General features: G+C 65.7%; 12 protein-coding genes, 1 pseudogene and 2 riboswitches. Of the genes and pseudogenes, 7 read left to right on the forward strand and 6 right to left on the reverse strand.

All coding sequences use genetic code 11. The annotated features are described in order from the left end of the window. Positions 1-91 precede the first annotated feature (91 nt). The 3 genes from ACYUME_RS14675 to cobW are packed head-to-tail and all read right to left on the reverse strand — an operon-like array spanning position 92 to position 5,924. Positions 92-1,090 (reverse strand): ATP-binding protein, encoded by a 999-nt coding sequence (locus ACYUME_RS14675; RefSeq protein WP_460415362.1) that lies wholly within the window; start codon positions 1,088-1,090, stop codon positions 92-94. 1 nt (position 1,091) lies between these two features. Beyond that, positions 1,092-4,853, reverse strand: coding sequence for a cobaltochelatase subunit CobN (cobN, locus tag ACYUME_RS14680; RefSeq protein ID WP_460415364.1), 3,762 nt, complete (start codon positions 4,851-4,853; stop codon positions 1,092-1,094). A 3-nt stretch (positions 4,854-4,856) separates the two neighbouring features. Beyond that, positions 4,857-5,924 carry a cobalamin biosynthesis protein CobW gene (gene cobW, locus ACYUME_RS14685; protein WP_279886588.1) on the reverse strand — a complete coding sequence of 356 codons (1,068 nt, stop codon included), beginning with the start codon at positions 5,922-5,924 and terminating at the stop codon, positions 4,857-4,859. A 100-nt stretch (positions 5,925-6,024) separates the two neighbouring features. Then, positions 6,025-6,223, reverse strand: a riboswitch (cobalamin riboswitch). 59 nt (positions 6,224-6,282) lie between these two features. After that, positions 6,283-6,509, forward strand: a riboswitch (cobalamin riboswitch). Between the two features lie 98 nt (positions 6,510-6,607). Here cobW and ACYUME_RS14690 point away from each other — a divergent pair. The 7 genes from ACYUME_RS14690 to ACYUME_RS14720 all read left to right on the forward strand — a co-directional run bounded on the left by ACYUME_RS14690 (position 6,608) and on the right by ACYUME_RS14720 (position 13,045). Beyond that, positions 6,608-6,793 carry a CbtB domain-containing protein gene (locus tag ACYUME_RS14690; protein ID WP_279886586.1) on the forward strand — a complete coding sequence of 62 codons (186 nt, stop codon included), beginning with the start codon at positions 6,608-6,610 and terminating at the stop codon, positions 6,791-6,793. 10 nt (positions 6,794-6,803) lie between these two features. Beyond that, on the forward strand, positions 6,804-7,499 hold the full coding sequence (locus ACYUME_RS14695; RefSeq protein ID WP_460415366.1) for a CbtA family protein: 696 nt from the start codon (positions 6,804-6,806) through the stop codon (positions 7,497-7,499). Then, positions 7,499-7,903, forward strand: a complete 405-nt coding sequence (locus tag ACYUME_RS14700) for a cobalamin biosynthesis protein (protein ID WP_279886580.1) — start codon at positions 7,499-7,501, stop codon at positions 7,901-7,903. The genes ACYUME_RS14695 and ACYUME_RS14700 overlap by 1 nt, the downstream gene beginning before the upstream one ends. 27 nt (positions 7,904-7,930) lie before the next feature. After that, positions 7,931-8,680 carry a precorrin-4 C(11)-methyltransferase gene (gene cobM, locus ACYUME_RS14705; RefSeq protein ID WP_460415368.1) on the forward strand — a complete coding sequence of 250 codons (750 nt, stop codon included), beginning with the start codon at positions 7,931-7,933 and terminating at the stop codon, positions 8,678-8,680. 69 nt (positions 8,681-8,749) lie between these two features. After that, positions 8,750-8,992 carry a DUF1272 domain-containing protein gene (locus ACYUME_RS14710; protein ID WP_279886574.1) on the forward strand — a complete coding sequence of 81 codons (243 nt, stop codon included), beginning with the start codon at positions 8,750-8,752 and terminating at the stop codon, positions 8,990-8,992. Positions 8,993-9,163: 171 nt separating this feature from the next. Then, positions 9,164-9,778 (forward strand): response regulator, encoded by a 615-nt coding sequence (locus ACYUME_RS14715; protein ID WP_460415370.1) that lies wholly within the window; start codon positions 9,164-9,166, stop codon positions 9,776-9,778. 3 nt (positions 9,779-9,781) lie between these two features. After that, positions 9,782-13,045 carry a transporter substrate-binding domain-containing protein gene (locus ACYUME_RS14720; protein ID WP_460415372.1) on the forward strand — a complete coding sequence of 1,088 codons (3,264 nt, stop codon included), beginning with the start codon at positions 9,782-9,784 and terminating at the stop codon, positions 13,043-13,045. Here ACYUME_RS14720 and ACYUME_RS14725 read toward each other — a convergent pair. The 3 genes and pseudogenes from ACYUME_RS14725 to ACYUME_RS14735 all read right to left on the reverse strand — a co-directional run bounded on the left by ACYUME_RS14725 (position 13,020) and on the right by ACYUME_RS14735 (position 14,921). Further along, positions 13,020-13,514: a methyl-accepting chemotaxis protein gene (locus tag ACYUME_RS14725; protein ID WP_460419371.1), complete on the reverse strand. Its 495-nt coding sequence runs from the start codon at positions 13,512-13,514 to the stop codon at positions 13,020-13,022. The genes ACYUME_RS14720 and ACYUME_RS14725 overlap by 26 nt on opposite strands. A 42-nt stretch (positions 13,515-13,556) precedes the next feature. Continuing rightward, positions 13,557-14,339, reverse strand: a pseudogene (locus ACYUME_RS14730) (PAS domain-containing protein); the annotation flags it as partial. A gap of 144 nt (positions 14,340-14,483) precedes the next feature. After that, positions 14,484-14,921, reverse strand: a complete 438-nt coding sequence (locus tag ACYUME_RS14735) for a PACE efflux transporter (protein ID WP_279886564.1) — start codon at positions 14,919-14,921, stop codon at positions 14,484-14,486. Between the last annotated feature and the right edge of the window lie 117 nt (positions 14,922-15,038).

The raw sequence follows: 15,038 nt of genomic DNA on the forward strand, positions 1-15,038 counted from the left end.
TCAGCGGCACGCGAGCGGCCACGGGCCGGCCCCGTCAAATGACCGGCGCGAGGTCTGGCATCCGCCGCGCGGGCGTTGCGCGCGCGGATGCTCAGGGCTTTTTTGCCCAGTTCGGCACCTCGCGGCGAGGACCATTGGTTACCGGTTGAGGTGGCAAGGCGCCCCAGTCGCCCTGCCCGTCCTGTCGCTCCGCTGGCCGAGGCTGTGGCTGCTGCGGGGCAGCATGGGCCTGCGGGGCGTCCGTGCGGCGGCGATGACGCAAGGCGAACTCGGCAACCGCCTCGATGTCCGCTTCCTCGATAACGGTATTGCCACGCCAGGCGGCATGGGCGCGGGCCGCGCGCAGCCAGACCAGGTCGGCGCGCAAGCCATCGACCCCGGCAGCGAAACAACGCTCGGTGATCCAGGCCAGGGCTCGATCATCCAGGGCAATCGATGCCAGGCGCTCGGCCGCCGCGCGGCAGCGCTCGCGCAACGCCGCCTGCTCTGCGGCCCACTGGGCACGAAATGCCTGCGGATCGCTATCGAACGCCAGCCTGCGACGAATGATCTGCTGGCGCGCATCAGGTGCCGGCAGCCCCTCGAGGGCGACATTCAAGCCGAAGCGGTCGAGCAGTTGCGCACGCAACTCACCCTCCTCCGGGTTCATGGTGCCGATCAGCACGAACCGCGCGGCATGCTGGTGGGAAATGCCGTCGCGCTCGATACGGTTGGTACCGCTGGCGGCGACGTCCAGCAGCAGGTCCACCAGCGGGTCGGGCAACAGGTTGACCTCATCCACATAGAGCACGCCACCGTCGGCATGGGCCAGCACGCCAGGCGAAAACCGTGCCTGGCCTTGCCCCAGCGCCGCATCCAGGTCCAGCGTGCCGACCAGACGCTCCTCGGTGGCGCCCAAAGGCAAGGTGACGAACGGGACATCGCCGAGCAGGTCGGCCAACCCACGCGCCAGGGTGCTCTTGGCCATGCCACGCGGGCCCTCGATCAGCACGCCACCGATCTTGGGATCGATGGCGGTCAGGCACAGGGCCAGCTTGAGGTCGTCGGCGCCAACCACCGCGGCCAGCGGGAATTGCATGGGTTCGCTCATGTTAATTGTCTTCCTCGCCTTCGAGCAGCTGCTGCTCGAGGCTGTCGCGGTAGCTGCCCGGTTCCTGCCACAGGCCACGCTGCTGGGCTTCCAGCAGGCGCTCGGTGAGGTCGCGCAGGGCCTCGGGATTGTGCTCACGGAGAAAATCACGGGTGGCCGGGTCGAGCACATAGGCGTCGGCCAGGCCCTGATAATGATGATCGTCGATCAGGTGCGTGGTGGCATCGAAGGCGAACAGATTGTCCACCGTCGCCGCCAGCTCGAAGGCACCTTTGTAGCCATGGCGCTTGGCGCCGTCGATCCACTTGGGATTGAGCGCACGGGCGCGGATCACCCGGTTCAGCTCTTCTTTCAAGGTGCGCACGCGTGGGCGGTCGGCCTGGCTATGGTCGCCGTGATAGCTCGCCCGCGACACGCCGGCCAGGGTCTCGGCGGCGGCCAGCATGCCGCCCTGGAACTGGTAGTAGTCGTTGGAATCGAGCAGGTCGTGCTCGTGGTTGTCCTGGTTCTGCAGCACCGCCTGCATCTGGCCAAGGCGCTGGGCGAAACGGGCGCGGGCCGGAGTGCCTTCGTCCTGGGCGCCATAGGCATAGCCGCCATGGTTGAGGTAGACCTCGGCCAGATCGTCGCGGCTGTGCCAGAGGCGCCCGTCGATGGCGTTCTGCACGCCGGCGCCATAAGCGCCGGGCTTGGCGCCAAACACCCGCCAGCCCGCCTGGCGAGCGGCCAGCTCGGCGTCCAGGCCTTGCTCGAGCAACGCCTGTCGCTCGGCCCGAACCCGCGCGGCCAGTGGGTTGAGATCATCTGGCTCGTCCAGCGCCGCCACCGCCTGCACGGCGGCGTCGAACAAGCGAATGAGGTTGCCGAAGGCATCGCGGAAGAAGCCCGAAACACGCAAGGTCACGTCGACCCGGGGGCGGTCGAGCAGGCTCAGCGGCAGGATCTCGAAATCGTCGACCCGCTGGCTGCCGCTGGCCCACACCGGGCGCACGCCCATCAACGCCATGGCCTGGGCGATGTCGTCACCGCCCGTGCGCATGGTCGCCGTGCCCCACACCGAAAGGCCCAGCTGGCGCAGGTGGTCACCGTGATCCTGCAGGTGACGCTCGAGGATCAGGTTGGCCGAGGCGAAGCCCAGGCGCCAAGCCGTGGCGGTCGGCAGGTTGCGCACATCGACGGTGTAGAAATTGCGGCCAGTGGGCAGCACATCCAGGCGCCCGCGGCTGGGCGCCCCGCTGGGGCCGGCCGGCACGAAGCGCCCGGCCAGGGCCGCCAACAGGCCTTCGATTTCAGCGCCGCCACAGGCATCCAGACGTGGTGCAATCTGCTCGACCAGTGTTTGCAGCACTTCACGCACGGGCTGCCAAGCGGGTTCATCAGGCACTGCGGCGCGACCTTCCAGGGCTCGCTCGACCAACGCCAGCGCCAGCAGCTCCAAGCGCTCGCGGGTATCGCCCGTGGTGCGCCACAGCGCCGCGACGGTATCCTCGAGCAGTGCAGGCCGTGGTCCGTTCCACGCCTGCCCGAGGTCGCAATCGAGCGGATCGAAGCCCAGCGCCAGCGCCTTGGCCAGGGCGCGGATCAGACTGGCGTTGCCACCCTTGCCGTCGCCGCGCTCGACACGCATCAAGGCCAACAGCGTATCGCTGCGCAAACGCCCCACCGGCGACTGCCCGAACACATGCAGGCCGTCACGGATCTGCGACTCCTTGAGGTCGCACAGGTAGGTATCCAGGCGTGGCAGCCAGACGGCGGCGTCGTCCAGTTGTCCCTCGAGCTGCAATTCACGGTCGATATGGTTGGCCTTGACCAGCTCGAGGATGTCGCGCTGCAACTCGCGCGCGCGACGCGGGTCCAGCAGTTGCGCTTCGTAGTACTCGTCCGCCAGCTGCTCGAGGTGGCGCAACGGTCCATAAGTCTCGGCGCGCGTCAGCGGCGGCATCAAGTGGTCGATGATCACCGCCTGGGTCCGGCGCTTGGCCTGGGCGCCCTCGCCCGGGTCGTTGACGATGAACGGGTAGATGTTCGGCAACGGCCCGAGCAATGCGTCCGGCCAGCACTCGCGGGACAGCCCGACGCCCTTGCCGGGCAGCCACTCCAGGTTGCCGTGCTTGCCGACATGGACCAGCGCGTCGGCGCCATAGCCGTTGCGCAGCCAGAAATGGAACGCCAGGTAGCCATGCGGAGGCACCAGGTCCGGGTCGTGATACACCGCGCTGTGATCGACCTGATACCCCCGCGCCGGCTGAATGCCGACGAAGGTCAGGCCATAGCGCAGGCCCGCCACCATCATCCGCCCGCCGCGATGCAGCGGATCCTGCTCCGGCGCCCCCCAGCGCTCCAGCACCGCGCGCTGGTTGGCCTCGGGAAGCTCGGCGAACGCCGCTTGATAATCGGCCAGGCTCAGGCTCTGGGCACAGGGGCGCTGGTCGAGGTGGTCGAGGTCGTTGGTGACCCCGCCTAGCAGTTGGCGAATCAGCTCGGTCCCGCTGTCGGGCAGGCCCGCCACCGGATAGCCCTGCGCCTGCAGCGCCTTGAGGATGTTGAGCGCCGCACCGGGGGTGTCCAGGCCGACGCCATTGCCGATGCGGCCATCGCGGGTCGGGTAGTTCGCCAGCACCAGGGCTACGCGCTTTTCCTGGTTGTCCAGGCGCGCCAGTGCCACCCAGCGCCGGGCCAGTTCGGCGACGAAATCCATGCGCTCGGGATGGGCGCGGTAGCAGACCACGTCGGACTGACTGCGCTCGCTGCGCCAGGCCAGGTCCTTGAAGCTCACCGGTCGGGTGATGATACGCCCGTCCAGCTCCGGCAGGGCGATGTGCATGGCCAGGTCGCGGGCGCCGAGGCCCTGTTCGCTCTGTTCCCAGGCGGGCTGGTTGTCCTGGGCGCAGATGGCCTGCAGCACCGGCACGTCGCGGCGCAGGGGACGCAGGTTGGGCTGCTCCGGGCTGGACAGGGCGAATCCGGTGGTGTTGATCACCACCTCGGCCTGCACCTCGTCGAGCCAGGCCTCGACCTGATCGAGACAGGCGCGCTCCTTGAGGCTGGCCACCGCGATCGGCAACGGGTTCAAGCCACAGGCCTGCAGACGCTGGCAGAACACGTCGACGAACGCGGTGTTGGCCGCCTGCAGATGCGAGCGATAGAACAGCAACGGGGCCACCGGCCACTCGGGATGCCACTCGGCGTACCAGTCCTCGAGCGCCGCGCTGGCCCTGGCCGGGTGGTACACGGCGGTACGCGGCAAAGGCTGGGGCTCGCTCCAGGCGTAATCACGCCCCAGCCATTGACTGGCCAGGCAATTGAGCAGGTTCAGCGCGTTGCCCTTGCCGCCCTGGCGCAGATAGTGCCAAAGCCGCTCGGCATGCTCGCCGCGCTCCGTGCCCAGGCCGGTCAATTCAGGGTCGGGACGATCATCGCCCGGCACCAGGATCAACTGCACGCCATGGCTGGCCAGTTCGACCAACTGTTCGACACCATAGCGCCAGTAACCCACGCCGCCATGCAGCGACACCAGGATTACCTTGGCGTGACGCAGTACCTCGTCGACATAAAGGTCGACCGAGGCGTGGTTCTGCACCTGCATGGGATTGGCCAGGCGCAGGCTGGGGAAGTCCTCGGGCAACTGCTCGGCGGTTTCGGCGAGCAGCGCCAGGTGCGAATCGCCGCTGCAGAGGATCACCAGCTCGGCAGGGGTCTGGCCGAGATCGGCAATGCTGTCGTCCGGCACGAAACCGCCGGGCTGGGTCCGCAGCAGATGCATGGCTCAGGCGCCCAGGGCCTGGCGCAGGCGCGCCTCCAGTTGCACCGCATCGAGGTCCTGGCCAATCAGCACCAGGCGGGTGATGCGCGGCTCGTCCTGGCGCCAGGCACGGTCGAAGTGCTTGTCGAAACGCGTGCCCACGCCCTGGATCAGCAGCCGCATCGGCTTGCCCGGGATGGCAGCGAAGCCCTTGGCGCGCAGGATGCCAAATTCGGTGACCAACTGCGTCAGCGCGTCGAGCAGCAGGCTGTCGTCGGCCTCGGGCAGGTCGATGGAGATCGAGTCGAAGGCATCATGGTCGTGATCATCATGGTCGTCGCCGTCATGGTGCGAATCGTGGTGGGTGCGACGGCCGTCGATATGCGCCTCGGATTCGGCGCCCACGCCCAGCAATACCTCCAGCGGCAGACGACCGCTGCTCGCCTCGATCACCTTGACCGCCGACGGCAGCTCCTCGGCGACTTCGGCGCGGACCTTGGCCAGGCCCTGGGCATCGATCAGGTCGGCCTTGTTCAGGACCACCAGGTCGGCGCTGGCCAGTTGGTCGGCGAACAGCTCGTGCAGCGGCGACTCGTGGTCGAGGTTGGGGTCGAGCTTGCGCTGGGCATCGACCTGCTCCGGGTAGGCGGCGAAGGTGCCGGCGGCCACCGCCGGGCTGTCGACCACGGTGATCACCGCGTCGACGGTGCAGGCGTTGCGGATCTCCGGCCATTGGAACGCTTGCACCAGCGGCTTGGGCAGCGCCAGCCCGCTGGTTTCGATGAGGATATGGTCGAGATCGCCGCGACGGGCCACCAGCTCGCGCATGACCGGGAAGAACTCTTCCTGCACGGTGCAGCACAGGCAGCCGTTGGCCAGCTCGTAGACGCGGCCGTTGGCTTCTTCCTCGGTGCAACCGATGCTGCACTGTTTGAGGATCTCGCCGTCGATGCCCAGCTCGCCGAACTCGTTGACGATCACCGCGATGCGGCGGCCCTGGGCGTTGTCGAGCATGTGGCGGAGCAAGGTGGTCTTGCCCGAGCCGAGGAAGCCGGTGACGATGGTGACGGGAAGCTTGGCCAGTGTTTTCATGTCGCGATGCCCTTGGCAGCAATGGCGCGGGCAGGCCGGACGACAGCCTCGGCCAGGCCGGCCGGGCGCGTTCGCCACCGGATCACCCCGCCCGGTTGAAAGTCGAAAACGTCACGAGGCAGGTCTCCTGGCTTGCACCGTTCCGGTTTCGATGCCGGTGGGCCGGCGCCTTCCCGCGCGTTACGCAGTGGCTGTGCCGAACCCTTCAGTGCCTACAGTTGCGGGGGCAGCCGCGGCTTGTACCGCGTTCCCGTCTTAGCTCCGGCCTGGGCCGGAGAACCTCGAAGCGGCAAGGCTACGCAGTGCCTGCTTCGCGGTCAACCGCCGCCGCGATTGACGCAAGCCGTGCCCCATGATTTGCTAGCGCATTGCGTTCAGGTGCCCCCATCGGGGGTGAAACGGGAAACCGGTGCGTCACGCCGCCTCGACAGTGTGCGGACAAAGCCGGTGCTGCCCCCGCAACGGTAAGCGAGAGAGACGTCCAGACCACTGTGCCAGCGCGTCGGCATGGGAAGGTGGCCGCCCTCGATGGAGCCCCGCTCCAGCCTCGCCAGCCCGGAGACCGGCCTGACGTGCGGATGAACACCCCGCGGTGGGCGGGCGCTGTCGTATTCCCAGGGCGAGTCGTGCCTTGGAGCGTCGCGCTTGCCCGTTGCCATAATAAAGCAGCAGAGGAACGCGTCATGCCTTACACCAGTGCCAAGCACAGCGTCGCCACCCCCATCACCCTCAGCCAGCGCTTGATCGTCGCGGCAGGCGCCAGCCTGCTGGGTCTGTGCCTGGTGTATTTCGCCGGATTCTCGCACATCGAGGCGGTGCACAACGCCGCCCACGATACCCGCCACAGCGCCGCCTTCCCCTGCCACTGAGTAGACCCGCATGATCACGCGTATTGCCCGTACCGCGGGCTTCAGCGGGCTGCTTGCGGCCCTTTTGCTGACCTTGCTGCAGAGTTTCTGGGTGGCCCCGCTCATTCTCCAGGCAGAGACCTATGAAAGCGCGGCCCCCGTCACCGAACATCACGAGCATGGCGAAACCGCCGCCGCCCATGAGCACGAACACGGTGCCGAGGCCTGGGCCCCGGAAGACGGTTGGCAACGCGTGCTGTCCACCACAGGCGGCAACCTGGTGGTCGCGGTGGGCTTCGCCCTGATCCTCGCCGCGCTCTACAGCCTGCGCGAACCTGGCCGCGTGACCACCGGCGCGCTCTGGGGCCTGGCTGGCTTCGCCGTGTTCTGCCTGGCGCCGACCCTTGGCCTGCCGCCGGAACTGCCCGGCACCGCAGCCGCCGACCTCGGCCAACGCCAGACCTGGTGGATCGGCACCGCCGCCGCCACGGCAGGCGGCCTGGCCCTGCTGGTGTTCGCTCGACACTGGCTGCTCAAGGCGCTTGGCGTTGCCCTGCTGGTGCTTCCACACCTGATCGGCGCACCGCAGCCCGCCGTGCATGAGAGCCTCGCCCCGCAAGCCCTCGCGACGCAGTTCAAGATCGCCTCCTGGCTGACCAATGCCGCGTTCTGGCTGGCCCTGGGCCTGCTCAGCGCCTGGCTGTACCGCCGCTCCAGCCAGGCTTGATGTCCGTGTATCCGCCGGTGCTGTATGCCGGCTTCGGCTGCCGCCGGGGCTGCCCGGTGGAAACCCTGGCGGTGCTGCTGCGTCAGACCCTCGCCAGCAATGCCCTGCCGCTTTCTGCCTTGGGGGCGATCGCCAGTATCGCCCCCAAGGCCCGCGAGCCCGGCCTGCTGGCGCTGGCCGAGCGCCTCGGGTTGCCTTTCGTATGCTTCGAGGCCGAGCACCTGCTCGTCTTCGAGCCCCTGCTCAGCCAGCGCTCGGCCAATGCCTACGCCCAGACCGGCTGCTGGGGCGTTGCCGAAAGCACCGCGCTGGCGCTGGCCGGTCGTGCAACCGACCGGCCACGCCTGCATGTACCGCGCCAGGTCCTCGGTGGCGCTACCCTGGCGCTGGCCATCGGCGGATAATCCGCCCTTTTTCTGCAAGGAACCCCCATGACGGTCTACTTCATCGGCGCCGGCCCCGGCGACCCGGAACTGATCACGGTCAAGGGCCAGCGCCTGATCCGGCAATGCCCTGTGATCATCTATGCCGGCTCCCTGGTCCCGCCCGCGGTACTGGAGGGGCACCACGCGCATACCGTGATCAACAGCGCCGAGCTGCATCTGGAGCAGATCGTCACAGCCATGCGCCAGGCCCACGCCAAAGGTGAGGATGTCGCCAGGGTCCACAGTGGCGACCCCAGCCTCTACGGTGCCATCGGCGAGCAGATCCGCCATTTGCGCGAGCTGGGTATCGACTACCAGATCATCCCCGGAGTGACCGCCACCGCGGCCAGCGCCGCGCTGCTGGGCTGCGAGCTGACCCTGCCCGATGTCGCCCAGACGGTCATCCTGACCCGCTATGGCGACAGCTCGCCCATGCCACCCGGCGAGCAACTGGCCGACCTGGCCCGGCACGGCAGCACCCTGGCCATTCACCTGGGCGTCAAGCACCTGGCCCGCATCGTCGCGCAGCTGCTGCCGCACTACGGGCCCGACTGCCCTGTCGCCGTGGTCCACCGCGCCACCTGGCCGGACCAGGACTGGGTCAAGGGTACCCTCGCGGACATCGTCGATGGCGTGGCGAGCAAGGGGTTCCGGCGTACCGCGCTGATCCTCGTCGGCCATGTGCTGGGCGATGCGCCGTTCGCCGAATCCGCCCTCTATCGGGCCGGGCACGCCCATCTCTATCGCCCGGGCTGAGGCGGCGATTGTCGGCTGGCGACGCACCGTTGCACACTAGGGCTTCATCCTCCCGACGGCGGCCAAGCCATGCTCGAACTACGCCCCAACTGCGAATGCTGCGACACCGACCTGCCAGGCGAAAGCCCGGACGCACTGATCTGCTCGTTCGAATGCACGTTCTGCCGGGCCTGCAATGATCGACACTTCCAAGGCCGATGCCCCAACTGCGGGGGGCAACTGGTCACGCGCCCAACCCGAGTGGGCCGTTCGCTGATAAACAACCCGGCCTCGCGCCAACGCGTGAACAAGGCCCACCCCGCCTGCACCTGATCAGTGGCTTGTAGTCCTTTTCAACAAATGGAGGTAGGATTTTCAACATGATAGTACTCGGCTATTACCAAGGCCCCTGAATCGCCGTAATGTTCGCGCTGCCCAGTGGGTCCGTATAAAAGCACCAACTTGCAAGGCAGGAAGCGGACCTTATCTCGACAGGAGTTATCCATGACAACCGTACTGTTGGTCGATGACCACCACATTGTTCGACTCGCCGTGCGCATGCTGCTCGAGCGTGAACGCTTCACCGTCGTGGGTGAAACCGGCAAAGGCAAGGAAGCTGCCCGCCTGGCGGCCGAAACCAAGGCAGATGTGGTCATCCTTGATATTGGCCTGCCGGACCTCGACGGCATGGAAGTCATCAAACGCCTCAAGCTTCTGGACCCAGCGCCCAGGATCATGGCGCTGACAGGCCAACCCGCCGACCTTTATGTGCGCCGCTGCATGGATGCCGGTATCTCGGCCTTCGTCAACAAAGACGAGGATCTCGATGCGCTGGTCTTTGCCCTCAAAGCCTTGGTCAAGGGCTATTCGACCTTCCCGCAGATGCACGTCAACAGCAATACGCTCGAAAGCGAGGGCGAACGACTTGGCAGCCTGTCAAACCGCGAAGTGGAAGTCTTGAGGCGCCTTGGCAGCGGCCAGAGCAACAAACTGATCGGCGAGCAGATGAACCTCAGCGCCAAGACCATCAGCACCTACCGTGGTCGAATCAAGGACAAGCTCAAGGCCGAATCGCTGGTGGAGATGGTCGACCTGGCCAAACGCAACAAAGTGGTCTGAGCCATGAGCAAGGGCACCTTGCTGTGCCTGCTGCTTGCCGCATGGCTGCCCGCCTGCACCCTGGGCGCCTCCGCCAGCGAAAGCCGCCATTTGCTGGCGCGCGCCCTGAGCGCCGCCCCTGCGCTGCCACTGAGCGACTCCGATCGCCAGTGGTTGCGTGAGCGCAAACGCCTGGTACTGGGCAGTTCGCGTCCGGACTACCCACCGTTCGACATCAACAACAGCCTGACCGACTATGAAGGCCTCAGCGCCGACTATGCGGGGCTGATTGCCGAACAGCTGGGCATCCCCATCGAAGTTCGACGCTACGCCAGTCGTGTGCAGGCCCTGGCAGCGCTGCATGCCGGGGAAATCGACCTGCTGGGCACATCCAACGCCTTCGAAGCCAACGACGCCGAACTGGCCCTGAGCCTGCCGTATGCCGATGACCTGCCGGTCATCGTGACCCGCCATTCCCGCTCCGTGCACGGCGACCTTGCCGGACTGCGCCTTGCCATGGTCGACCACTACCTGCCGATGCAGACAGTGCGCCAACTGTTCCCCAAGGCGCAACTGAGCCTCTATCGCTCGACCCTGGCGGGCGTGGCAGCCGTCGCCCTCGGCGAGGCCGACGCCTACCTGGGCGATGCCATCAGCTCCGACTACGTCATCGCCAAAGGCTACCAGGGCATGGTCAAGGTCGATCACTTCGTCAAGGCCCCTGCCAGTACCTTCGCGTTCGCCCTGCCTCGGGACAATGCCCGGCTGCTGTCCCTGGTGGACCAGGCCCTGGGACGCATCGCCGATAGCGAGCGGCTGAATATCCTGCGACGCTGGACCAGCGGCAGCACCAGCATTCTGCTCGATCGCCGCCTGGATGCGCTGACCGCCGAGGAGCGCGCCTGGATCGAACAGCACAGGCAGGTGAAGGTGATGATCAACACCACCCTCGCCCCCCTGACCTTCACCGATGCTCAGCAGCACCCTCGCGGCATCGCCCTGGACCTGCTGGAGCGCATCAGCCTGCGCACCGGCCTGCAATTCCAGATCGTCGAGTCGGAGTCGTTTCAGGACATGGTCGAGCAAGCCAGCCAAGGCCGAGTGGACATGATCGGCGCCATCGGTTACGGCACATACCGCGCCCAGCGTCTGCGCTATACCCGCCCCTACATGGTCAGCCCGCGGGTGCTGGTCACCCGCCAGGAGGCACCCGCGCTGTCCAGCACCCATCCGCTGCACGGTTTGCGCGTGGCCGTGCTGCGCGGCTCGCCGCTGCTCGAAGGCAGCGTCGGCGTACGCCCCGTGGAGGTGGAGAACCCACTGCAATTGATGGAGGCGGTTACCAACGGCAGCGCCGATGTGGCGATCAGTTCACACATCAACGCCGCGTACTTCATCAACCAGGTGTTCAAGGGGCGCCTGCGGATCGCCGGCCTGCAGGGTGACGAGCCTGCCCTGGCGGCCTTCGCTGTGAGTCCCGCCTTACCACAACTGCAAGCCATCCTGGACAAGGCGTTGCTGAGCATTCCTCCCGACGAACTGGAGCAGTTGGTCAACCGCTGGCGTACCAGCACCGTGGTGAGCGACAGTCCCTGGCGCAATTACCGCTCCCTGGCCTTGCAGGTGCTGGTACTGGCCGCGGTATTGCTGGCCGGCGTGGCATTCTGGAACACTTACCTGCGCAAACTGATCCACCAGCGCACCGAAGCCCAGCGCGCTCTGCAGGCGCAACTGACGCTCAGCCGCGGCCTGCTCGAACAGCTACGGCAGGCCAAGGAGGACGCCGAGCACGCCAGTCAGGCGAAAAGCCGCTTTCTGGCGGTCATGAGCCATGAAATCCGCACGCCGATGAACGCTGTCATCGGCCTGCTCGAGCTGGCCATGGAAGACAGCCGCCACGGTCGCAGCGACCACCAGGCCCTGGAGACCGCCCATGATAGCGCTATCGGCCTGCTCGAGCTGATCGGCGACGTACTCGACATTTCACGCATCGAATCGGGCCATATGAGCCTGCAACCCCACGTAATCGACCTGGTCGAGTTGGTGCATGCCACCCTGCGGGTGTTCGAGGCCAATGCGCGCCTCAAGGGCCTTTCGCTGCGCACGATGCTGCCCGCCCCACCCTGCTGGGTGATCGCCGATCCGCTGCGGATCAAGCAGGTGCTGTCGAACCTGCTGAGCAACGCGATCAAGTTCACCGATCAAGGCCATATCGATGTGTCGCTGACGGTAGCGGCGCTTGACGAACACTCGCTACGGGCGGCGCTCCAGATCAGGGACACGGGCATAGGCATCAACGCGACCGATCAGGCGCGGCTATTCAGCGCCTTCGCGCAGGTCGATGGCCGCCAGGCGCGCCAGGGTGCGGGCCTGGGGCTGGTGATCAGCCGCGAGTTGTGCGAGCTGATGGGCGGGCAACTGAACCTGCAGAGCCTCGAAGGGCTAGGTACCCAGGTCGATGTCCTGCTGCCTCTTCCTATCGCCAAGCCCCATGCCCCCGTGTCCGCCGACAGGCCTGCGAACGAACTCGGCGCAGGACCTCTGCGGATCCTGGTGGTCGATGACTACCCCGCCAACTTGCTACTGCTGGACAAACAGTTGCGCACCCTCGGCCATCAGGTCGTGCTGGCCGACCAGGGCAAAAGCGCGCTGGCGGCATGGCAGGAGGGGCGCTTCGACGTAGTGATCACCGACTGCAGCATGCCGGTCATGGACGGCCATGAATTGACCCGGCGTATCCGCGCGCAAGAGCTGGCGAGGAAGCTGCCAGCCTGTCGCATCATTGGCGTCACGGCCAATGCCCAGAGCGAAGAACGCCAACGTTGCCTGGCCAGTGGCATGAACGAATGCCTGTTCAAGCCGATCGGCCTGCGCACGCTCAGGGCCGCCCTGCCACAGGGTGGCGCGCCTTCGCATGAGCAACCGTTCAAACTACAGAACACCAGTGGTTTTCATCTTGGACAATTGCGCCATCTCACCCAGGACGACGATCAATTGACCCGCCACCTGCTGGAGCAACTGGCCCACAGCAACGCCCAGGACCTGCAGGCATTGCACGACCTCGGGCCACAACCAGCGGACGATGCGCTGAGCGCGGTGGTGCATCGGGTCAAGGGCGGAGCCAAGATGCTCAAGGTCAGGAACGTGGTGCAGGACTGCGAAGCGCTCGAGCAGGTGCTCGCCAGTGGCCAGCCGGTCGGGCTGGCCCTCGACCGGCTGAAGGCGAGCCTGCTCAATCTGGAAAAGGAACTGCGCGACAACCTCAATGCAGTTGCAAGGTCGAGCTGATCTGGCTGATCGCATCCACCACATGCCGTGATCCCTGCTGTATCTCCATGATCACGGTGCCGGCCTCGTTCGCCAGCTCCACTCCCAGCCCGGTACGGGTCAGGCTCGACTGCATGCTGGCCACTGCCGTCAACGACAGGTCATGGTTCTGCCGCACCACGTCGACGATCTCGAGCGTGGCCTTGCTCGTGCGTGCCGCCAGGTTGCGCACTTCATCGGCGACCACGGCGAAGCCTCGACCATATTCTCCGGCCCGAGCGGCCTCGATTGCCGCATTGAGCGCCAGCAGGTTGGTCTGGTCGGCAATGCCGCGAATGGTCAGGACGATCTGGCCGATCGCTTCGGACTGCTTGCTCACGGCATCGATGCTGCGCGCGGCCTGGTTCAGCTCCGCGGAAATCTGCTCGATCACCTCGACCGCCTGCTGCACCACCTGGGTGCCTTTGCGCGCACAGGCGTCGGTCTGCACGGAGCTGGCGTGCGCCGCATCGGCGGCGGTCTGCTGGGTGCTGACCTGCCGAGTGATGTCGCTGGCGAACTTCACGACTTTGTAGAGGCGCCCTTTATTGTCGAAGATCGGGTTGTAGGAAGCCTCCAGGTAGACGGTCTGCCCTTGCTTGTTGATGCGCTCGAAGCGATGGGAGTGATACTCGCCACGGTTGAGCGACGCCCAGAACTCGCGATACTGGGCCGATTCACGCTCGTGGGGCAGGCAGAACAGCCCATGGTGGCGCCCCACCACTTCATCCAGGCGGTAGCCCATGGTGTCGAGAAAGTTCTGGTTGGCCTTGATCACCCGCCCGGCCGGGGTGAACTCGATGACCGCCATCGACCGCCCGATCGCCTTGAGCAGGCTGTCGCTCTCATGTTCCTCGATCACATGCCGGGTAATGTCGGCAGCCACCTTGATCACACTGGTCACTTGCTGCCGGTCGTCGACGACCGGCATGTAGCTGGCTTCGAGCCAGACTTCACGACCGGATTTATCCAGCCGCTCGAAGGTGCCGCTGATGGCCTTGCCTTGCCCCAGCTCACGCCATAGTTGCTGGTATTCGGCGCTCTTGGCGTAGCCTGGGTCACAGAATATGCGGTGGTGCTTGCCACGGATTTCGTCGGGGCTGTAGCCCATGGTATTGCAGAAGTTCTCGTTGGCATCGAGGATGATGCCGTCGGGCGCAAACTCGATCATCGCCATGGAGCGGCTGATTGCCGCCAGCTTCGCTTCCATGCCCGCCAAGGCCTGTCGGCTGCGTTGGATCTCGACCAGGTCGGACTTGCGATGGTACTCGAACATGTGCCGGATCTCCTTGTTTCCACGGGATGATCCTGAGCATAGATCGGGGTTTTGGCCGTGCAAGCGATTTGATATCACTTTGGGATTAAGCACTTGAACCGTTTGTCCGACGCTGGCGTTCGACAGGCGATCAAGCCGACCTGATCAACACCCCTTGGGTACTTCCTGCGCAGAAACCGGTACATCGAACACCTTGTCGAAGCCCCACTGAAACACAAACGCATAAACGAAGAAGAACACGAACAAGGCCAGATTGGTCACCAGCGCGGCCCATAGACCGATATCCAGCCAGTAAGCCACCAACGGCAAGAGAATCAGCACCAGCCCACCCTCGAACCCCAGCGCATGCAACAGACGCCGCAGGAACGTACGGTTGCGCTTGTGCTGCCGTGCCTCCCACCGCTCGAACGCCCAGTTGTAGGCCATGTTCCAGCTCATGGCGATGGCCGACATGAGTATCGACAACACGGTCGACTGCGCCATGCCCGCGCCAAACGCGAACTCCAGGGCCGGCGCCACGCACGCCACCGCGATGGCTTCATAGAGGATGGCCTGAACGACCTTGCGCGCCTTGCCTTGCATGTGCAGCTCCCTGGAAAAAAGACCTACAAAATTACAAGAAGAAAGCCACGAGAAAAAGTCAGAAATACTTTATTGACTGACCGTTCAATCAAGAAAAGCTAGCATGAACGTTTCAGC

The organism is Pseudomonas sp. microsymbiont 2 (assembly GCF_054788395.1).